Source organism: Pseudomonas sp. NPDC089534 (genome assembly GCF_044749305.1).
GTDB lineage: Bacteria > Pseudomonadota > Gammaproteobacteria > Pseudomonadales > Pseudomonadaceae > Aquipseudomonas > Aquipseudomonas ekonensis.
Genome location: NZ_JBIVHR010000011.1, coordinates 1 through 20,396 on the forward strand (window position 1 = coordinate 1; position 20,396 = coordinate 20,396).

Annotated in this window: 18 protein-coding genes; 6 read left to right on the forward strand and 12 right to left on the reverse strand. The window is 65.9% G+C overall.

The features are described from left to right. Nucleotides 1–147: 147 nt before the first annotated feature. The 10 genes from ACIP0B_RS04880 to ACIP0B_RS04925 form a co-directional block, all read right to left on the reverse strand. Nucleotides 148–1,080: a sugar kinase gene (locus tag ACIP0B_RS04880; RefSeq protein WP_400830208.1), complete on the reverse strand. Its 933-nt coding sequence runs from the start codon at nucleotides 1,078–1,080 to the stop codon at nucleotides 148–150. Between the two features lie 160 nt (nucleotides 1,081–1,240). Beyond that, on the reverse strand, nucleotides 1,241–2,458 hold the full coding sequence (locus ACIP0B_RS04885; protein ID WP_400830210.1) for an amino acid deaminase: 1,218 nt from the start codon (nucleotides 2,456–2,458) through the stop codon (nucleotides 1,241–1,243). A gap of 39 nt (nucleotides 2,459–2,497) precedes the next feature. Next, entirely contained in the window at nucleotides 2,498–3,262 is a 765-nt protein-coding gene (locus tag ACIP0B_RS04890; protein ID WP_217892247.1) for an IclR family transcriptional regulator, read from the reverse strand. 124 nt (nucleotides 3,263–3,386) lie between these two features. After that, the gene (locus tag ACIP0B_RS04895) at nucleotides 3,387–3,776 is read right to left on the reverse strand and encodes a RidA family protein (protein ID WP_039768794.1); all 390 of its coding nucleotides are present in this window, start codon (nucleotides 3,774–3,776) and stop codon (nucleotides 3,387–3,389) included. Between the two features lie 30 nt (nucleotides 3,777–3,806). Further along, nucleotides 3,807–4,610 carry an amino acid ABC transporter ATP-binding protein gene (locus ACIP0B_RS04900; protein ID WP_400830212.1) on the reverse strand — a complete coding sequence of 268 codons (804 nt, stop codon included), beginning with the start codon at nucleotides 4,608–4,610 and terminating at the stop codon, nucleotides 3,807–3,809. Further along, nucleotides 4,607–5,269, reverse strand: coding sequence for an amino acid ABC transporter permease (locus tag ACIP0B_RS04905; RefSeq protein ID WP_400830214.1), 663 nt, complete (start codon nucleotides 5,267–5,269; stop codon nucleotides 4,607–4,609). The genes ACIP0B_RS04900 and ACIP0B_RS04905 overlap by 4 nt, the downstream gene beginning before the upstream one ends. Nucleotides 5,270–5,278: 9 nt before the next feature. Further along, nucleotides 5,279–5,941, reverse strand: coding sequence for an amino acid ABC transporter permease (locus tag ACIP0B_RS04910; RefSeq protein ID WP_400830215.1), 663 nt, complete (start codon nucleotides 5,939–5,941; stop codon nucleotides 5,279–5,281). A gap of 51 nt (nucleotides 5,942–5,992) precedes the next feature. Beyond that, the gene (locus ACIP0B_RS04915; protein WP_085582520.1) at nucleotides 5,993–6,841 is read right to left on the reverse strand and encodes a transporter substrate-binding domain-containing protein; all 849 of its coding nucleotides are present in this window, start codon (nucleotides 6,839–6,841) and stop codon (nucleotides 5,993–5,995) included. A gap of 306 nt (nucleotides 6,842–7,147) precedes the next feature. Continuing rightward, nucleotides 7,148–7,429 (reverse strand): type II toxin-antitoxin system RelE/ParE family toxin, encoded by a 282-nt coding sequence (locus tag ACIP0B_RS04920; protein WP_400830217.1) that lies wholly within the window; start codon nucleotides 7,427–7,429, stop codon nucleotides 7,148–7,150. Continuing rightward, entirely contained in the window at nucleotides 7,419–7,667 is a 249-nt protein-coding gene (locus tag ACIP0B_RS04925; RefSeq protein WP_400830219.1) for a type II toxin-antitoxin system Phd/YefM family antitoxin, read from the reverse strand. Before ACIP0B_RS04925 ends, ACIP0B_RS04920 begins: the two co-directional genes overlap by 11 nt. 324 nt (nucleotides 7,668–7,991) lie before the next feature. Here ACIP0B_RS04925 and ACIP0B_RS04930 point away from each other — a divergent pair, with 324 nt between their 5' ends. From ACIP0B_RS04930 to ACIP0B_RS04955, 6 genes are all read left to right on the forward strand, one after another. Beyond that, nucleotides 7,992–8,429 (forward strand): thioredoxin family protein, encoded by a 438-nt coding sequence (locus ACIP0B_RS04930; RefSeq protein ID WP_400830220.1) that lies wholly within the window; start codon nucleotides 7,992–7,994, stop codon nucleotides 8,427–8,429. A 174-nt stretch (nucleotides 8,430–8,603) separates the two neighbouring features. Continuing rightward, nucleotides 8,604–9,758 (forward strand): non-hydrolyzing UDP-N-acetylglucosamine 2-epimerase, encoded by a 1,155-nt coding sequence (gene wecB, locus ACIP0B_RS04935; protein ID WP_400830221.1) that lies wholly within the window; start codon nucleotides 8,604–8,606, stop codon nucleotides 9,756–9,758. Then, complete coding sequence (nrfB, locus tag ACIP0B_RS04940) at nucleotides 9,755–11,929, forward strand: cyclic di-3',5'-guanylate-activated glycosyltransferase NrfB (protein WP_400830222.1); 2,175 nt, start codon at nucleotides 9,755–9,757, stop codon at nucleotides 11,927–11,929. The genes wecB and nrfB overlap by 4 nt, the downstream gene beginning before the upstream one ends. Then, entirely contained in the window at nucleotides 11,926–15,084 is a 3,159-nt protein-coding gene (locus ACIP0B_RS04945) for a phage receptor (protein ID WP_400830224.1), read from the forward strand. The genes nrfB and ACIP0B_RS04945 overlap by 4 nt, the downstream gene beginning before the upstream one ends. Then, nucleotides 15,084–15,962 carry a DUF4434 family protein gene (locus ACIP0B_RS04950; RefSeq protein ID WP_400830225.1) on the forward strand — a complete coding sequence of 293 codons (879 nt, stop codon included), beginning with the start codon at nucleotides 15,084–15,086 and terminating at the stop codon, nucleotides 15,960–15,962. The genes ACIP0B_RS04945 and ACIP0B_RS04950 overlap by 1 nt, the downstream gene beginning before the upstream one ends. Next, nucleotides 15,946–17,022, forward strand: a complete 1,077-nt coding sequence (locus ACIP0B_RS04955; RefSeq protein ID WP_400830226.1) for a diguanylate cyclase domain-containing protein — start codon at nucleotides 15,946–15,948, stop codon at nucleotides 17,020–17,022. Before ACIP0B_RS04950 ends, ACIP0B_RS04955 begins: the two co-directional genes overlap by 17 nt. Nucleotides 17,023–17,259: 237 nt before the next feature. Here ACIP0B_RS04955 and ACIP0B_RS04960 read toward each other — a convergent pair whose 3' ends face one another. Together ACIP0B_RS04960 and ACIP0B_RS04965 are read right to left on the reverse strand one after the other, a co-directional pair. Continuing rightward, the gene (locus ACIP0B_RS04960; protein ID WP_400830228.1) at nucleotides 17,260–18,006 is read right to left on the reverse strand and encodes an SDR family oxidoreductase; all 747 of its coding nucleotides are present in this window, start codon (nucleotides 18,004–18,006) and stop codon (nucleotides 17,260–17,262) included. Nucleotides 18,007–18,191: 185 nt separating this feature from the next. Further along, complete coding sequence (locus ACIP0B_RS04965; protein ID WP_400830229.1) at nucleotides 18,192–20,276, reverse strand: putative bifunctional diguanylate cyclase/phosphodiesterase; 2,085 nt, start codon at nucleotides 20,274–20,276, stop codon at nucleotides 18,192–18,194. Nucleotides 20,277–20,396 lie beyond the last annotated feature (120 nt).

Consider the following 20,396-nt stretch of genomic DNA (forward strand, 5'->3'; position numbering starts at 1 on the left):
GTCCGGTCAGGCGGCACCGAATCCGGATGTGCCGGCCTCATCGCTGGCAAGCCAGATCCCACAGGGTTCTCGGGCGTTCCCAGGCCTTGCGGACAACCACAAGAATCTCGGGCGTTCGCTGGTCTAGCGGACAGCCGCTCCTTCAGGTCACCTCGGGATCAGCGCCCCCGGCACCTGAATCACTCGGCTCGCCAACCGGTGCCCTGCCTCGGCGGCGTCCGCCGGGTTGGCGCCTGACAGGCGGCTGGCCAGGTACGCCGCACTGAACGAGTCCCCCGCCGCCGTGGTGTCGATCACCTTCTCGACCTTCTGCGCCGGCACTTCGAAGGCTTGCCCGTCACAGCGGATCAGGCACGCCTCGGCGCCGCGCTTGAGCACCACTTCCGGCGTGCCGATCTGCGCATAGGCCTCGAACACCGCCTCGCAATCGCCGAACCCGAACAGCGCCTGTTCGTCCTCCACCGTGAGCAACGCCAGGTCCACATGGGGCAACACGCTGCGGTAGGCCGCCTGCGCCGCTTCCCGCGAGGCCCACAGGCGGGGCCGGTAGTTGTTGTCGAAGACGATGCGCGCATCCCGCTGGCGGGCTTCGGCCAACACCTCGATCAGCCGCTCCCGCCCCTGCGCGCCCAGCACCGCCAGGGTGATGCCGCTGAAATACAGCACGTCGTAGTCCGGCAAGGCCGCCAGGGTCGGGGCGCCGTTCGGCAGGGTGAAGCAGTCGCGCACGGCCGCTTCGTTGCGCCAGTACAGGAAGCGCCGCTCGCCGGCGGCGTCGGTCTGGATGCAGTACAGGCCCGGCAGACGGCCGGGCAAACGCTGCACCCAGTCCAGGCCGATGCCTTCGCCGGCCCAGCGGCGGCACATCTCGTCGCTGAAGCTGTCGTCGCCCAGGGCCGTCACGTAATCGACCCGGGCGTGCTCGCCCATGGCCCGGGACAGGTAGACGGCGGTGTTGAGGGTATCGCCGCCGAAGCTCTGCTGCAGGCTGCCGTCGGCGCGCTGCTGGAGTTCGATCATGCATTCGCCGATCAGGGCGATGCGCGGGGTGTGAGGCCCCAGGGGGCTGAGAGTGGTCATCTGAATGGAGTCCTGGCAGTTCAAGGGTGTTCTGTCGGCCTTCATCGCCAGCAAGCTGGCTCCCACATTGGAACTGTGTCGAGCACATGTCCCTGTGGGAGCCGGCCTGCCGGCGAAGGCGTCAGTGCAAACGCCACCGGGTGCGGCGCCGGCTGAAGCCTCAGAAACAGGTGTCCATCGTCTCGATCACCGTCAGCCGCTCATCCACCAGCAGCCCCACCCGCCACTTGTCGAAGGTCAGGCACGGGTGCGAGGTGCCGAACGAGATGATGTCGCCGACCCGCAGCTCCACCCCCGGCGCCACGGTCATGAACGCATGCTGATCCATCACCGCCGTCACCTTGCAGGCGCCGACGTCATCCCCCACCGCCGGCAGCACCCCGGCCTTGTAGCGCAACAGCGGCACCGGCAGGCCGGCGTCGAACGCCACGTCGCGCTTGCCCAGGGCGACCACCGCAAACCCAGGCTCCGGCAGCGACTGCACATGGGCCCAGACCTCCAGGGCCGGGCGCAGCCCTTCGTGCAGGTCGCTGCGCCGGTCGAGCACGCAGCACTGCGCTTCCTTGTAGATGCCGTGGTCGTGGGCCACGTAGCTGCCCGGCCGCAACACGCTGAGGAAGCGCCCGGCGGCGTTCTGCGCCTCGAAGGACTCGGCGATCAGGTCGTACCACGCCGACCCCGACGCCGTGATGATCGGCTTGGCGACGGCGAACGCGCCGCTGTCCTGCAGCTGCACCGCCAGGCGCACCAGCGACGCGGCGAATTCGCGGATGCCGCTGACGGCGTGGTCGCCGTGGATCACGCCTTCGTAGCCCTCGATGCCGGTCAGGGCCAGGGCCGGTTGCGCGGCGATGGCTTCGGCCAGTGCGATGACTTCCTGCTCGCTGCGGCAACCGCAACGGCCGCCGACCACGCCGTACTCGATCATCACGTTCAGCCGAACGCCCCGGGACGCGAAGTAAGCGCCCAGATCGGCGACGTTGTCCGGATGATCGACCATGCAGTAGAAGTCAAAGCCAGGATCAGCCAGCAGGTCGGCGATCAGCGCCATGTTCGGCGTGCCGACCAGTTGGTTGGCCATCAGCACCCGGCGCACGCCGTGGGCATAGGCGGCGCGGGTCTGGGTGGCGCTGGCCAGGGTGATGCCCCAGGCGCCGGCGTCGAGCTGTCGGCGGAACAGCGCAGGCGTCATGCTGGTCTTGCCGTGTGGCGCCAGCTCCGCGCCGCTGTCGCTGACGAACGTCTGCATCCAGCGGATGTTGTGCTCCAGCGCCGCGCGGTGCAGCACCAGCGCCGGCAGGCTGACATCGCGCACCAGGTGGGCGCCGACGGCGGCATCGCCCTTCTCCACGGCAGCGGTATTGTTCACGGTCGTCATGGTCGAACTCCTCACAGTCGCGCCCGCCGGCGGGCGCGGTCAGTCGTTGATGCGCCGGGCGAGGCTGTTGGCGCTCTCGATCAAGACCCGGCGATAGTCGTCGTAATTGTTCTTGGCGTCGGCGCGCGGGGCGACGATGCACAAGGTGCAGATGGCCACGCCAGCGGGGTCTTTGACCGGAGCGGCGAAGCAGTGGGTGAACGTGTCGGCGACACTGTCGAAGGAAAAGAAGCCGTCGATGCCGGCCTGACGGATCTCCCCCAAAAACGTCTCCAGCGGCAGGCGTTCGCCGTCCGGCAGGATGAAGTCGTCGGGGTCGATCAGGTCGATGATCTGCCGGTCGCTCAGGTGCGCCAGCAGCAGGCGCCCGGACGCGGTCCACGGGATCGGCGCGTTCTCGCCGATGTCGGAGGAGATGCGAAAGTGCCGCTCGCCCTCCTTCATCAGCGCCACCGTGTATTTGCGTCCGTTGAGCAGGCACATCTGCGCGGTTTCCCGGGTCTGGCTGACGATCTCCTGCAAGGCGTGGTCGGCCTCGCGGCTGAGGTCGAAATGCCGCAGGTGCGCCTGCCCGAGGAAGTACAGCTGACGGCCCAGGTAGACGTGACCGTCCTTGCCCACCGGCTCCAGGATCCGCCGCTCCAGCAGCGACGCCACCAGTTCGTAGACCGTGGATTTCGGGCTGCCGATGCCGTTGGCGATGTCGTTGGGGCGCAGCGGCTGGCCGATCTCCTTGAGGAAATCGAGAATGTCGAACGCCCGGTCCAAACCACGGGCCCGGCGTTTGATGGTGTCTTCGGTCATGTCTTCAGGTTCCCATTCACAGTGCCGGGAGTGTACCGAGATAGCCGTGGCGACCGGTAGGCCGCCATCGCCGGCAGGCGTCCGCCTGCGGGAGGCAGCCTGCCGGCGACAGAGCCACCCCGCTTCAGGCCTTCTTCTTGTAGGCGATGCAATCGATCTCGACCTTGCAGTCGACCATCATGCTCGCCTGCACGCACGCCCGCGCCGGAGCGTGCTCGGGCTTGAAGTACTCGCCGAACACTTTGTTGAAGCTGGTGAAGTCCCGCGGATCGTCCAGCCACACCCCGGCGCGCACCACATCCTCCAGGCCGTAGCCGGCCTCTTCGAGGATCGCGATCAGGTTCTTCATGGTCTGGTGGGTCTGCTCGACGATGCCGCCGACGATGATTTCGCCGTCCACCGCCGGCACCTGGCCGGACACGTGCAGCCAGCCGTCGGCCTCAACGGCGCGGGCGAAGGGACGGGGCTGGCCGCCGGCCGCGGTGCTGCCGGTGCCGTATCGGGTGATGCTCATGGGTGTCTCTCCTGATTGAAAAGTGAAAGGTCAGAACCGCGTGCTCTTGAGGAATTCCGCCAGCCGCGGCGACTGCGGACGCTCGAACAGTTCCTTGGGCGGCCCCTGCTCTTCGATGCGTCCCTGATTCATGAAAACGATCTTGTCCGACACCTCGAACGCAAAGCGCATTTCGTGGGTCACCAGCAGCATGGTCATGCCGTCTTCGGCCAGGCCCTTGATCACGTTGAGCACCTCGCCCACCAGTTCGGGGTCGAGGGCCGAGGTGACTTCGTCGAACAGCATCAGGCTCGGGTTCATCGCAATGGCCCGGGCGATCGCCACGCGCTGTTGCTGGCCGCCGGACAGCTGGCCGGGGAAGTGGTCGCGGCGCTGGAGCAGGCCGACCCGCTCCAGCCATTTCTCGGCCAGCGCCACCGCTTCGTCCTTGTGCATCTTCTTCACCTTCAGCAAGCCGAGGGTGACGTTCTGCAACGCAGTCAGGTGCGGGAACAGGTTGAACTGCTGGAACGCCATGCCGGTCATCGCACGGTGGCGGGCGATGACCTTCTCGCCATGGCGCACGCGTTTGCCGTTGACCTCGTCGTAGCCGATGGACTCGCCGTCGAGCAGGATCTGCCCGCCCTGGAACTCTTCGAGCATGTTCACGCAGCGCAGCAGCGTGGTCTTGCCCGAGCCGCTGGAGCCGATCAGCGTGACCACGTTGCCGCGCTGCATGCTCAAGTCGACGCCCTTGAGCACCTCCACCGCGCCGTACTGCTTGTGCAGGCCGCGGATGTCCAGCAGAGGTTGGGTCTGGGTCTGTGGCTGTGAAGAAACTTGAGCTTGAGTCATGGCAAGGCCACCCGCTTTTCAATGAACCGGCCGAACAATTCGATGCCGTAGTTGATGATGAAGAACAGAAAACCGGCGAACAGGTAGAACTCCAGGGTCATGAACGTGCGCGCGATGATCTGCTGGCTGCTGAGCAGCAGCTCCGCCACGCCGATCACCGACAGCAGGGTCGAGGCCTTGACGATCTCCGTGGACGAGTTGACCCACGTCGGCAGGATCTGGCGCAGCGCCTGGGGCAGCAGCACGTAGCCGAGCGCCTGGTGGAACGTCAGGCCGATGGCCTTGCTCGCCTCCATCTGCCCGCGCGGCAATGCCTGCAACGCACCGCGCACGATCTCGGCGACGTGGGAGCCGCAGAACAGCGTCAGGCCCAGGGCGCCGGCCTGGAACGCGCTGATCTGCCAGCCCAGCGCCGGCGCCATGTAGAAGCACGCCAGCACCAGCACGAACACCGGAGTGCCGCGGATCAGGTCGACGTAGAAACGGAACGGGGCGCGCATCCAGAAGCGGCCGTAGGTCAGGATCAGGCCGGCGACCACGCCGACCAGCGTCCCGAGCAGGATCGCCAGCGCCGACACCTGCACGCTGGTGACAAAACCCTGCCAGAGCGGCTCCCGCGCCACCCACAACTCATGCAACCAACTGGGCGATTCGTACATCGCAGCCTCCTATCGGCGGATCGCCAGACGCTGCTCCAGGTAACGCAGCAGCATGGCGATGAGGTAACAGGCCGCAACGTACAGCGCCGTGGTCACCAGCCAGGTTTCGATCACCCGGTAGCTCTCGACGTTGATCTTGCGTGCGTAATAGGTGAGTTCCGGCACCGCGATGGCGGCGGCCAGCGAGGTGTCCTTGAACAGCGAAATGAAGTTGTTCGACAGCGCCGGCAGCACGTTGCGCAACATCACCGGCACGGTGACGTAGGCCTTCACCTGCCATTCGCCCAGGCCGATGGCCAGCCCGGCCTCGCGCTGCCCTTTCGGGATGCTCAGCAGCCCGCCGCGGAACACCTCGGTCAGGTAGGCCCCGGCGTACAGCGACAGCGTGATGATGAACGACGGGATCTTGTCCAGCCGGATCCCCAGGCTAGGCAACGCGAAGTAGATCAACAGAATCAGCACCAGGATCGGCGTGTTGCGGATCACCGTCACGTACACCGAGGCCAACACCCGCAGGACGCGGTGCTTGGACAGCAAGGCGAACGCCATCAGCAGGCCGATCACGCAGCCGATGGCGATCGACACCAGCGCCAGTTCCAGGCCCAGGCCGAGCCCCGCCAGCAAGGTGTCGAAATCGCGCCACACGGCGGCAAAGTTCAACTGATAGTTCATGGTTGTCAGTACCTTGAGCGGGGCGACAGCCATCGCCCCGCCCTCACGGGATCACTTGAATTCGACGGGGAAACCGATGGCCGGGGTCGGCAGGTCGACGCCGAACCACTGCTTGAACGAGGCCGCGTACGTCGGGAATTCCACGCCGGTCATGGCTTCATGCAGGGTGGTGTTGACGAAATTCAGCCAGTCCTGGTCGCCGCGCTTGACCGCGCAGGCGTAGGTCTGCGGGCTCCAGGCATAGGTCGGGCTGCGGTAGCGGCCAGGGTTCTGCACCATCAGGTACTTGACCGAAGACTGGTCAGTGGCGGCGGCATCGGCGCGGCCGGAGTTCACCGCCTGGTACATCAGGTCGACGCTGTCGTACTGATCGACCTTGGCCTTGGGCAGCGCCTGGTGCACCAGTTCTTCGGCGTACACGTTCTGCAGCACCGCCACGGTCACGCCGTCGCCGGCGGCCTGCAGGTCCTCGATCTCCTTGTACTTGCTGTTGGCCGGCAGCAGCAGGCCCACGCCTTCGCGGTAGTACGGCAGGGTGAACGCCACCTGCTGCGCGCGGCTGGCGGTGACGGTGATGAACTGGCAGCTCATGTCGACCTTGTCGGTCAACAGGTTGGGAATCCGCGCATCGGACGACTGCACCACGAACTCGACCTTGCTCGGGTCGTTGAACAGCCCTTTGGCCACCATCCGGGCGATGTCGATATCAAAGCCCTGCAACTTGCCGTCCGCCCCCTGGAAGTGCCATGGCGCGTTGGTGCTGCCGGTGCCCACGATCAGCTTGCCCCGGGCCAGGACACTGTCGAGCTTGCTGTCGGCCGCCTGGGCCATGCCCGCAACGGCGGACGAAGCCGCGAGAACGAAAACACACGCTTTGAACAACGAAGGACGGCGATGCATGGCAAGCACTCCTGGAGGATGTTTATTCCGCTATAGCGGAACTTGGTATGTAACAACGGAATAGACAGCAGAAAGTGTGCCACAGGATTCGATGGGAATCTGTGCCGGATTGAAAATTTCAGGGAATCAAGGAGATACGTTGAACGAGGGAAAGCGGCGCAACTCACCCCGATGGCGTCGAGCGCTACCAATGGCCACAGAAGGCGGGTAACAGGTACTCAATGGGGGCAACTGGAGCGGATTGGTGCGAGGCAAGAACTGGGGAATCAGAAAGAGGTGCGTCAGGCGCTGAAAAAGGGTGGGAAGTCAGCGCTGCGCGGCTGCGTTGTACACATCTGCTCCGTCACGTTTCCCCACCGCAATGACGGTAACGACCAGCACTTCATCGATGACGCGATAAACCAAACGATAGCCGGCGCTTCGAAGCTTGATCTTGTAGGCCACTCCCAGGCCTCTCAACCGATCCGCCGGAACATGCGGATTACTGAGCCGCTCTCGAAGCTTGCGTGCAAACTGCTCCTTCAGATTGCCTCCCAGCCTGTTCCACTCTTTCCACGCCTTCTCCGAGAACTCCAGCTCATAGGTCATCGATCGAGACCTTTACGGTCGGATCGTTTTCCCGCTCTTTGCACAGTTCGATCAGCTCCAGATCCTCAAGGCGCTCAATCATTGCTTCATACGCTTTGGCTGGCACGCAGTAGAACGCTGGCTCATTGCGGTTGAGGATAGCAACGGGTTCACCGCCGCCTGCGGCGACAGTGCCCATCGGGTTTTTTTTCAGCTCGGAGATGCTCGCTACGACTTGTGAAAGCACGATGTGTGTCATGAAGGGACTCCCTAGGGTGCTCTTTGAAGCGCCAAAAATAGCACTCCAAGACACATCTGACCTCAACCCTTTTGTCTCTGAAACCGCTTGCGGAAAAATGCTGCTGTTGTCCATCGGGAATCCCTTTCATGCACTCAAACTGATGCAAAAAACAGTATCACGGTCAGCCGGTGTGCATTTCGGCATCAAATGTCGGGGCGCTCCTGCATTTGTGTGGGAAAAGTACGCGTTTTCCGAGCCCACCTGTAATTTCTGACAGTAGACCCGCCTCCTTCCTTGCCTTAACGTCAGGAAACCTTTAACGGTCGTCTGGAGGAGTCTCTGATGAAGGCGATCCCACCTCTTGCAACGCTGCCCCCCTCCTACCGCAAAGCCCTGAAGACCTGGCGCCCGGTGATTCTCTATTTCACCAACGAACACTGCCCCGCCTGCGAAATGGCCGGCCCGATCTTCCGGCATGTCGCCGAGCCGTACCGGCAGCGGGCGGACATCTACATGCTCAACACCCGCGAAGCGCCCCGGCACCCGAACGTCACCGGGACGCCGACCGTGCTGTTCTACCGGGACGGCAAGCTGATGAAGAAGCTCAAGGGCATCGGCACCGAGGACACCCTCAGGCAAGACTTCGCCCTGCACATCGGCAGGGTCAAGCCGCCCGCCCGGCATCGCCGACGCCAGCGCCGCCATGACCTGACCTGGCTCCACGTCACCTTGCGCACCCTGCGCACCATCCCCGATGCACGCCGACGGAACTTTTCCTGAAAGTGCCACCTAAGAGCCATCATCACTGGTACTTTCGTTCCAACTGATCGGCATCAATCGCGCTCCAGACCGGATTGGACAAGCTCCGATCCGGCTGCTTTTCTTTCATTTCTCAATACGAGATTCAGCGCGCCGGCCCACGGCCGTCGTGCGCTCATGTCCCAGGAGGGGTCCATGTCCTTTAACGTCATGATGGTTTTCGGCACCCGACCGGAGGCCATCAAAATGGCCCCGTTGGCCCGGGTTCTGCGTCAGTGGCCCGACATCCGACTGAACATCTGCTCCACCGGCCAGCACCGGGAAATGCTCAACCAGGTGCTCGACGCCTTCGAACTCACCGTCGATGAAGACCTGCAGGTGATGACCCAGGGCCAGACCCTGAACGGTCTCTCGCAACATCTGCTCACACAACTCGACCAGGCCTACGACCGGGTCAAACCGGACATCGTCCTGGTGCACGGCGACACCACCACCAGCTTCATCGCCGCCCTCGCCGCGTTCAACCGGCAACTGCCCATCGGCCACGTCGAGGCCGGGCTGCGCACCGGCAACCTGCGCGCGCCGTGGCCGGAAGAAGCCAACCGGCGCCTGACCGGCGTGATCGCCGACCTGCACTTCCCGCCGACCTCCAAGTCCGCCGCCAACCTGCTGCGCGAGGGCGTGCCCCAGGACAACCTCGAAATCACCGGCAACACCGTGATCGACGCCCTGCTGTGGATGCGCGAGCACCAGCGCGAGACCGGCTGGCAGCCCGCCGCCGACTCGCCCCTGGCCGCGCTCGACGACAGCCGCCGGATGGTGCTGATCACCAGCCACCGCCGGGAAAACCTCGGCGGCGGCTTCAACAACATCTGCGAAGCGCTGGCGGAACTGGCCGAACGCTACCCGGACGTGCAGTTCGTCTACCCGGTGCACCTCAACCCCCAGGTGCAGCAAGTGGTGTACGGCATGCTGGCGGGCAAGCCCAACCTCTACCTGATCGCCCCGCAGGACTACCCCCATTTCGTCTGGCTCATGGGCCGCGCGCATTTCATCCTCACCGACTCCGGCGGCGTGCAGGAGGAAGCGCCCGCCATCGGCAAACCGCTGCTGGTGCTGCGCGACGTGACCGAGCGGCCGTCCGTGCTGGAGAGCGGCACCATGGTGCTGGTGGGCACCGACAAGGCGCGCATCGTCCAGGAAGCCAGCCAACTGCTCGACGACGAAGCGACCTACACCCGCATGAGCCGCGTGCACTTCCCCTACGGCGACGGCCACGCCAGCGAACTGATCGCCACCCGCCTCCACGCCTGGCTGAGCGCACGCTCGGCGGCGGGTAACGGGGTATGAGCCTGGGTTGGGTCGATTTCTTCGCGTATGTGCTGTTCGGTCTTAAATATGTGGCGATCCTCCTCGCCCTGCTGATGTTCATCCTCGGCCTCGATGACCTGTTCATCGACCTGGTGTACTGGGGCCGCAAGTTCATCCGGCGCTGGCGCATCTACGAAAAATTCAAGCGCGCCGACGAGGAGCGCCTGTACGCCATTCCGGAAAAGCCGCTGGCGATCATGGTGCCGGCCTGGAACGAGGTCGGCGTGGTCGGGGAGATGGCGCGCCTGGCCGCCTCGACCCTCGACTACGAGAACTACCAGATCTTCGTCGGCACCTACCCCAACGACGCCGAGACCCAGGCCGACGTCGACGCGGTCTGCCTGCACTACCCCAACGTGCACAAAGTGGTGTGCGCACGGCCGGGGCCGACCAGCAAGGCCGACTGCCTGAACAACATCATCGACGCGATCTTCCGGTTCGAGAGCGAGGCGAAGATCCAGTTCGCCGGCTTCATCCTGCATGACGCCGAAGACGTGATTTCCCCGATGGAGCTGCGCCTCTACAACTACCTGCTGCCGAACAAGGACCTGATCCAGATCCCGGTCTACCCCTACGCGCCGGAATGGAAAGGCTTCACCGCCGGCCACTACGTGGACGAGTTCGCCGAAAACCACGGCAAGGACGTGATCGTGCGCGAGGCCCTGACCGGCCAGGTGCCGAGCGCCGGGGTGGGCACCTGTTTCAGCCGCAAGGCGATCAGCGCGCTGCTCGAGGACGGCGACGGCATCGCCTTCGACGTGCAGAGCCTGACCGAAGACTACGACATCGGTTTCCGCCTCAAGCAGAAAGGCATGAAATGCATCTTCGCCCGCTACTCGGTGAGCGATCCGAAACTGGCGCTGGAACAGCCCTGGGTGTTCGGCATGAACCGCGAGTTCGCCCAGGTGATCTGCGTGCGCGAGCATTTTCCCCGTGACCTGCAGCACGCCATCCGGCAGAAATCGCGCTGGATCGTCGGCATCGTGTTCCAGGGCACCAAGAACCTGGGCTGGAGCCGCAAGGGCCTGCTCAACTACTTCCTGTGGCGCGACCGGCGCGGGCTGATCGCCTACCTGCTGAGCTTCATGGTCAACCTGCTGTTCCTGGTGCTTTTGGCGATGTGGCTGATCACCGTGATCGCCCCGGAGGCCTGGCGCTATCCGTCGATCCTGGCCGACAGCGCGCTGCTCTCGGCGCTGCTGTGGCTCAACGGCCTGATGCTGTTCAACCGCCTGTTCCAGCGCGGCTGGTTCGTCACCCGCTACTACGGGATCGTCGAAGGCCTGCTGTCGGCGCCGCGGATGATGTGGAGCAACTTCGTCAACTTCTTCGCCAACCTGCGCGCCCTGCGCCAGGTCATGGAAATGGGTGACTCGCGGCGCGTGGCGTGGGACAAGACCACCCACGAATTCCCGGCCCTGACCAAGGCCCAGCGCACCCCGCTCGGCCACCGTCTGGTGGAGAAAGGCCTGCTCAGCGAAGAGCAGCTCGAAGCCGCGATCACCAGCCCCGTGCGCCGTCGGCTCGGCCGCGAACTGCTGCTGCGCGATTACATCGACAGCACGCAGCTGGTGCAGACCCTGGCCGAACAGCTGGACCTGGAATGGGCGCCGCTCAATCCGTTCAAGCTGGACAAGCGCCTGATCGACGCCGTGCCGCGCCGCGTGGCCTCGCACTACGGCGTGCTGCCGGTGGCCGAGGACGGCGACACCCTGGTGCTGGCCTCCGAAGGCCCGGTCAGCCAAGTCTCGCTCGGCGCGATCGGCCGTCAACTCAAACGCCCCGTGCGCTGCCGTCTGGCGCCCCAGGGCCGCGTCACCCTGGGGATCCGATACTGGTACGCGAGCCCCCGCCAGACCGAGGAAGTGCGTCATATGCTGCAAGTGCTGGAACGTCATCAGGACGACGAAGCCCTGCTTGAGCGGGTCAGCCACCATCAGGTGCTGCTGGGCAACCTGCTGCAGGTGCGCGGCATGGTGCCGCCGACCCTGTTCAATCAGGCCCTGATCGACTTCGATGCCGAACAGATGTCCCTCGGCGAACACCTCATCTCACGGGGCATGATCACCCAGGAGATCCTCGAGCAGGCCTTGGCCGACCAGGCCAGCGAACAGCAAGCCGCCTACCGCATCGTCCGGGAGGTCGCATGAAGCCTGTCGTCAACCGCCGCACCCTGCTGATGGGCAGCCTGTTGCTCGGCCTGAGCGCGCAGCCGTCGCTGGCCGCGCCGCTGAGCGATTTCGAGCAGTTCCGCAGCTACCCGTACATGGACCGCAGCTACCGGGAAGCCAAGAAAGGCAACTGGAAGGAAGTCGAACGGCTGATGCGCCACCTGCTGGAAAAGGTCCCGAAGAACGACGAGGCCCGGGCCCTGTTGGTGGAGTCCCTGGCCAAGCAGCGCCGCTACAAGGACGCCTTGCAGGCGCTGGGCAACGACAGCGACGGCCTGCTCGACCTGCGCCTGACCTGGATCGAACAGGATCCGCCGTCCAGCACCCAGGTGGAAAGCTGGATGGCCACCAGCAGCCTGAACGACCGCGTCCGCCTGTGGCAGGCCTACAGCCTGAGCCTGGCCAAGTTCGGCGGCGCGGGCCGGGCCCACGACTGGCTGGCGCAACTGGCGCCCAAGGGTGACGACAACATCCTGCGCCTGGCCCGGGCCAACTGGTCCGAACAGTTGCGCGACTGGAACGGCACCATCGAGCAACTGGCGCCGCTGGCCGCCCGTAGGCAACTCGACACCGAGGGCTGGCAACGCCTGGCCAACGCCTATGTGCAGCGGCTGGACGAAAAGCCGCTGCAAGCCCTGTTGCAGCAGGCGCCCAGCCCGGAAGCGGCGCGCAAGGTCCGTCTGGCGATGGTCGACCGCGCCATCGCCATGGGCCACGAACAGCAGGCCCAGCGCTGGATGCAGTCGTTGCCGGCCGGCGACCTGGCCGATCCGGCCCAGCGCCAGCGCCTGTGGGAACTGGCCCGGCAGACCGGCGACAGCGCCAGCGTCCAGCGCCTGAGCAACGACTTGCAGCGCCCGTGCCTGGAGACCGTCGAGTGGCTGTCCCGGCATGACCCGGAAGCCGCCAGCGCCCAGTTGCGCCGCTGCAACCCCACGGACGATCCGCAGGCCTGGCTGGTGCTCGCCCAACGCCTGCAAGCCACCGACCTGTTGCAGTCCACCCGCCTGCCCCAACCCTGGGACAGCCGCCGGCAGGCGCAACTGCTCGACGTCTGGCAGGCCGAGGGCCAGAGCGACAAGGTCATGGCCTGGCTCGCCGCCCAACCGCAGACCGCCGAGGTGATCAAGCGCCGGGCCGAACTCTTGCAGAAACAGGGCCGCAGCCAGGAAGCCGCCGGCCTGTGGGAGCGCCATTACCGGCAGACCGGCAACCTCGCGTCGCTGGATCAGGCCAGTTACATCGCCTTGAACGCCGGGCAGCGCGAGCGTGCGCAGACGCTGCTCGAAGACGCCTATGACCGCCATGGCGGCCGCTTGCCCGCCACGGCGTTGCAGCGGCTGGCCGGGCTCTACGCTTCGTCGGCCAGCACGACGCCTGCCCAGCAACGGCGCATGGCATCGCTGCTGGGCCGCGTCGACGGCGCCACCCGGGGCCAACTGCTGGCGCAACTGGCGGAAAACGGCCAGTGCGACGTCGTGCGGCAAGCCATCGGCAGCCAGCCGCAAGCCGCCGGCGACTTCCGTGCCCTCGGCCGTTGCGCGATGCCGGACCGACCGGGGGAAGCCGTCGTGTATTACCGGCAGGCCGAGAAGCTCGGCGACCGCGGCAGCCGCCTGCCCCTGGCCTATGCGCTGGAGGCGGCCGGCGATTCCGCCGGGGCCCTGGCCCTCTGGCGCAGCCTGCCGGCCTCGGAACTGAGCGACAACGCCCGGCTCACCGCCAGCCGCAGCGCGCTCAACGTCGGCGACAGCCAGACCGCCGAACGCTACTGGCAGCAAAGCACCACCCGCGGCGCCAACGAATGGGCCCTCGGCGCGGCGATCGCCGACACCCGCGGCGACCACGCCCAGGCCCTGGAACGCCAGCGCCAGGCCTTGCGGCAGCAACCCGATGCCGGCCATTTCTACGCCGCCTCGGTGACGGCGCAGAAGGCCGGCGACTTGCCGCAAAGCACTGCGTGGCTGGCCGAGGCGGTGCGCCGCGATCCGGCCAACCCGCGCTACCGCGCCGACTACGGCATGCGCCTGGCCGGGGCTGAAACCCGTGAAGAACGCGCCACCGCCATCCCGTACCTGCAACAGGCCACCCGTGACTTTCCCGAGGACTACCGCCTCGGCGAGACCCTCGCCTGGCGCTACGACGAGGCCGAGGACAGCGCGTCGGCCCGCCGGGAGCTGCGCCGGGTGATCGACCTGGAGCAGAACCCGGTGGCCGCCGACGACGAGGACGGCAGCATGGAAGCCCGCCGCTACCGTCAGCGCCGCGCCCACGAAACCCTGTCGCGCCGCGACAGCCGGACGCTGGCCAGCACCTGGTCGCCGGCCGGGGTGTCGACCAACGACTTCGTGCGCCCCGACGACAGCAAAGGCACGAACCGCCGCGCCGACTCGCAGAACGTGCAACTGGCGATGTGGGACCACGCGCTGGGCGAAGAGCCGAGCCGCGCCGGCAGCACGCTGTCGGTCTACGGCCGGGTGCTGCTCGGCGGCCAGGGCCGTTCGCGCTACGCCGAATCCCTCGCCGCCGGCGTCGGCCTGCGCTACAAGCCGTGGGGCACGCAGAACATCAACTTCTACGGCGAGATCTACAAACAGAGCCAGTTCGACGACGATGACAGCCATAGCCTGAACCTGGGCCAGATGCTGGTGCCGGAAAAGCTGCTGGACCAGATCGGCGACCACCGTCAGGACGGCCACACCAGCACCGACTACCTGCTGCGCGCCACGGCGTCGTTCCTCGATCAGGGCCGGTACCGCAACGACTGGCGCGTCGACGAGAGCGACTGGGACGAGCGTTTCCTGTACCTGGACGCCGCCTGGTGGACCAAGGCCGGCGACCATCAGTGGCTGTCGCGCTTCCAGCAGGGCCATGCCTGGAAACTGCCGTTCAACGGCGCGCAGACCCTCATGCCGTATGGCTTCCTCGAGTTCGCCAGCCAGGATCCCGGCAACGACTGGCGCCAGGACCTGCGCACCGGCGTCGGCCTGCGCTGGCAATGGTGGTACGACGATGACCGCTACAACGCCTACCGCTCGAAACTGACGGTGCGCACCGAATACCAGCAATCGCTGGGCGGCAATCTGTATGAAGGCGGCAACGGTGTGCTGCTGGGTGTGGAGTGGAATTTCTGATGGCGCGATGGATAGTGTTTTTCTGCCTGGTGCTGGGCGCGACGGTGGCGCGGGCCGACGCTCGACTGTTCTACCAACCGCTGAACGTCGATGCGCGGCTGAGTGAGGCGCAATGGCAAAGGATCTGGCAGGACACCGCCCGCCAGGGCACCCGCACGCTGATCGTGCAGTGGACGGCCTACGGCGATTCGGACTTCGGCGGCGCCGACGGCTGGCTGGCCCGAAGCCTCAGGTTGGCCCAACGCCAAGGCCTGCAACTGGTGCTCGGGCTGGCGATGGATCCGGCCTACTACCGACGCATCGACGAGCTGGACAGCGCCGGCCTCGGCACCTACTGGCAGGCGCAGTTGGGACGGTCGCTGGCCCAGCAACAGAGATTGCGCCAGGACTGGAAACTGCCGGTCGCCGGATGGTATCTGCCGCTGGAACTGGACGACCTGCACTTCCTGGCGGCGGATCGGCGGGCGACCCTGCAACGCCAGCTCAAGGACTTCGCCGGCCAACTGGATGCGCCGCTGCACGTCAGCGTGTTCAGCGCCGGCAAGCTCGCGCCGGCGGTCAACGGCCAGTGGCTGGGCGAGATGAGCGCGGCGGGCATTCAGGTGTGGTGGCAGGACGGCGCCGGCACCGCCCGCTTGCCGCCGCTGGTGCGCAACGGGTACGCCCAGGCGCTGCCCTGCTCCGTGGGCATCGTGCGCGAGGCGTTCCGCCAGACCAGCGCCGAAGGCCAGCCGTTCCGCGCCGAACCCGCAGCGCCGGACGCCGGCGCCGTCGGCTGCCACCCGGACGCGGTGTTTTCCCTGCGGTATCGGCCGTGGGGCCGGGTGATCCTCGACAACCAGCGCGAACATCAGGAGCGCGATGTACAAAACCATTGAAGACGAAGTCCTGAAGAGAACCGCGCCCGCCGAGCTGTGGGCCGAGTTCATCCAGCATGAGTTCGAGCGCCTGCGCTCGTTCTGCCTGCTGATCTTCGTCGCCAGCATCAGCGTATGGGTCATCTTCGACCTGATCGTGAGCTTTCTCGGCGGCCAGGGCTTCACCTGGCGCTCGATGGTGTTTCTGTCGGTGTTTGCGATACTCACCGTGATCCTGTGGTTCACCCGCCAGGCCCGGCACTTCAATGTGCTCAACCTGATGTTCGTGCTGACCATGACCCTCGGCGTGCGCCTGCTGATCGAGGGCCTGCCGTCCAGTTTCCAGCCGGCGTGGCTGGTGCTCGGCGCCTCCAGCATCCTCTACAGCACGTCGGTGCTGCCGATCAGCCGCTGGTCGTTCTATGCCGCGCAGGCGACGATCTGGCTGGTGCTCAACCCCTTCCTGTTCACCGACATCGGGCTGTTCGAGCTCAGGGGCGTGCTGACGGCGTGCTACAGCGTCTTCCTCTGCGGGTTGACCATCTACACGTTCCTGAAGCTGCGCGAGGCCAAGCTCTACAACTACATCATGTCCCGCCTGCTGCTGGACCAGGCCTACAACGACACCCTCACGGAGATCCCCAACCGCCGCTCGTTCATGGCCCGCGCCGAAAAGCGCCTGATGGCCGTCCCCCGCGAACAGGACCACTACCTGGCGATGATCGACATCGACAACTTCAAGAAAGTGAACGATGTGTACGGCCACGACATCGGCGACGAAGTGCTCAAGGCGATCGCGGCGGACATCAAGTCGGTCATGGCGCCGTATGAATATGCGCGCCTGGGCGGCGAGGAGTTCGCCATCTACCTGGCCGGGGTGCGCCACGCAGACGTCGAGGCGCTGGCCGGCGAACTGTGCCGCACCGTGCGCGAACGCCCGACCCGGCACCCGGTGACCATCAGCATCGGCGTCACCCGGGTGGAGGACGGCGACACCCTCAACCAGGCGCTGATCAAGGCGGATGAAGCGCTGTACGAATCCAAGCACACGGGGAAGGACCGCTACACCTTTCACGGCTGATCGCGAACCTGCGCGACCCGGCCGTACCGGGTGCGATGCCGGGATCTTCGCCAGCAGGCTGGCTCCCACCCTGTTCGGTGCAGGCCACGGATTGGATGACTGCCATCGCCCCCTGTGGGAGCCAGCCTGCTGGCTCTGTTGGGTGCAGGCCACGGATTGGGTGACTGCCATCGCTCCCTGTGGGAGCCAGCCTGCTGGCGATGGCGTCAGCAGGCCGCCGGTCAAGCTTCGGCGAAACTAGCGCCCGCCGCCCAGGTCGACAAAGGTGCCGGTGGCGTAGGACGCCTTGTCCGACAGCAGCCAGACAATCGCCTCCGCCACCTCGTCCGGCCGCCCGCCCCGGGCCATCGGAATCGCCGACTCCAGCTTGCTGACCCGGTCCGGATCGCCGCTCAGGGCATGGAAATCGGTGTAGATGTAGCCCGGCCGCACCGCGTTGACCCGGATGCCCTCGCCCGCCACTTCCTTGGACAGACCGATGGTGAAGGTGTCCAGCGCGCCCTTGGAGGCCGCGTAGTCGACGTATTCGTTGGGCGACCCCAGGCGCGCGGCCACCGACGAGACGTTGACGATGCTGCCGCCCTGCCCGCCGTGCTTGGGCGACATGCGCAGGATCGCGTGCTTGGCGCAGAGGATCGGCGCCAACACATTGGTCTTCATGATTTTGAGGATGCGGAACTCGGACATTTCGTCGACCCGCGACTTGTGGCCGACCGTGCCGGCATTGTTCACCAGCGCAGTGACCCGGCCCAGCTCCGTGTCGACCCGGTGGAACAGGCCGATCACTTCGTCTTCGATGCTGACGTCGGCCCGCACCGCGATGGCCTGGGCCCCCATGGCCCGCACCTGGTCGAGCACTTGGTGGGCGGCCTGCTCGTCGGCCTGATAGTTGATGCAGATCCGGTAGCCCTGCGCGGCGGCCAACAGCGCCGTGGCGGCCCCGATGCCGCGCCCGCCGCCGGTGATCACAATGACTTTATCCATGCTGGCTATCCCCCGATGCACACGTGACAGTCGAGGGCAAGAATAACCGCCATCGGCGGGTTTTGCATGGCTGCACATTGCCCTTGGAGCCTCTGTGGCGAGGGAGCTTGCTCCCGCCGGCTGCGCAGCAGCCCAAAACCTGTGAGCGCTGCGCGCTCAAGCGGGACGGCGACACGGGAACCGGGTCAGCCCGCCGCCAGACGCTCGCTGCGCTGACGCACGCCTTGCAGGAAGTGCTCCGCCGGCATCGGGTGCCCCAGCAGGTAGCCCTGCAGCGAATCGCAGCCCAACTGGGTCAGGAAATCCTGCTGCACACCGGTCTCGACCCCTTCGGCGACGATCCGCAGCCCCAGCGCCTGGCCCAGCGCGACAATCGCCGAGACGATGGCCGCGTCGTCGCTGTCGTGCTCCAGGTCGCGCACGAAGCCGCGGTCGATCTTCAGCTCGTTGGCCGGCAGGCGCTTGAGGTACATCAGGCTCGAATAGCCGGTGCCGAAGTCGTCGATGGACAGGTCGACGCCCATGTCCGACAGTTCCTGCAACACCGTCATGCTCGCGTCGGCATCGCTCATGGCGGTGGTCTCGGTGATCTCCAGGGTCAGGCTGTTGGCCGGCAGATGGTGGGTGGCCAGGGCCTTGGCCACGCTCTGCACCAGGCCCGCGTGACAGAACTGCAACGCCGACAGGTTCACGGCGATCCGCCAGTCGGTGTAGCCCAGCACATACCATTCGCGCATCTGCCGGCAGGCTTCGTTGAGCACCCATTCGCCGATCGGGATGATCAGGCCGGTCTTCTCGGCCAGGTCGATGAACTTGTCCGGCATCAGCATGCCGTCGGTCGGGTGCTGCCAGCGCAGCAGCGCCTCGGCGCCGACCGGACGGCCGTCGGCGGCATCGAACTTGGGCTGGTAGTGCAGGCTGAACTGGTTGTGCTCCAGCGCCGCGCGCAAGTCCTGCAACAGTTGCAATTGCTTGCGGGCGTTGCTGTTCATGGACGCGTCAAAGAAGCTGTAGCCGTTCTTGCCGCCGCCCTTGGCGTGATACATCGCCGCGTCGGCGTTCATCAGCAGTTCCTGGGCGCTCTGGCCGTTGCCGGGGTACAGGGCGATGCCGACGCTGGCGGAGATCTGCAGTTCGTGGTCGGCCACCCGGAACGACTGCGCGATCAGTCCCACCTGACGGGCCGCCAGGCCCAGGGCATCGTCGGGTTCGTTCAGGCGCACCAGCAGGACGAACTCGTCGCCGCCGATCCGCGCCAGGGTGTCCATGCTGCGCAGGTCCTGGCGCAGGCGCGCCGCCACTTCGCGCAGCAACTGGTCGCCCATGTGGTGGCCGAAGGCATCGTTGACCGGTTTGAAGCCGTCCAGGTCAATGAACATCAGGGCGAAGCAGGCGCCCTGCTCCTGCACCTTTTTCATGGCCTGGTTGATCCGGTCGTCCAGCAGCATGCGGTTGGGCAGGCCGGTCAGGGTGTCGTGCAGGGCCAGTTGGGTGAGTTCACGGTTGGCCACGGTCAGCGAATGGGCCAGGTCGGCGGTGCGCGCCTCAAGGCGGGCGTCAAGAATCGAGGTCAGCAAGGCAATGGCCAACACCGCGAGCGTGGTGATCAGCACCAGGTTGTCCAGGCCGTTGCCGTTCAGGCCGTCGAGCGCGGCGCCGCAGAAGCTGCCCTCGGGAAACCGCGCCGCCGCCATGCCGGTGTAATGCATGCCGACGATCGCGATGCCCATGATGATCGCCGCCCCGGCGCGGAACAGCCGCACATAGGGCGAATGCTGACGCAGGCGGAAGGCGATCCACAGCGCCGCCGCCGATGCGCCGACGGCGATCAGCAGGGAGGCGCCGAACAGCGTCGGGTCGTAGTCGATGCCCGGCGTCATGCGCATGGCCGCCATGCCGGTGTAGTGCATGGCGCTGATGCCGGCCCCCATGACCAGGGCACCGACCCCCAACTGCCAGGCCGGAAGCTTCGGCTGGCTGACCAGCCACAGGGCAAAGCCGCTGGACAGCACCGCGATCAGCAGCGACAGCGCGGTGATCGCAATGTCATAGCCCAGGCTGATCGGCAGCTTGAAGGCAAGCATGCCGATGAAATGCATCGACCACACGCCGATACCCATGGCGAACGCGCCGCCTGCGGTCCACAGGTGCACGGCCCGCCCCTTCGCGGTGGCGATGCGCCCGGTGAGGTCGAGGGCGGTGTAGGACGCAAGGATCGCCACACACAGCGAAATGAAAACCAGGGTGAAGGAATAGCTACCGATGAGCATGGGAATTCTCGTGGCCAGCCCGCCGCAGTCAGTCCTTTTCGGCTCGGGGCAAATGCGCCGATTGTACTGATTGCGCAGAAGAACGCACTGACAAAGTAATCAATTGGCCATCAACCCGAT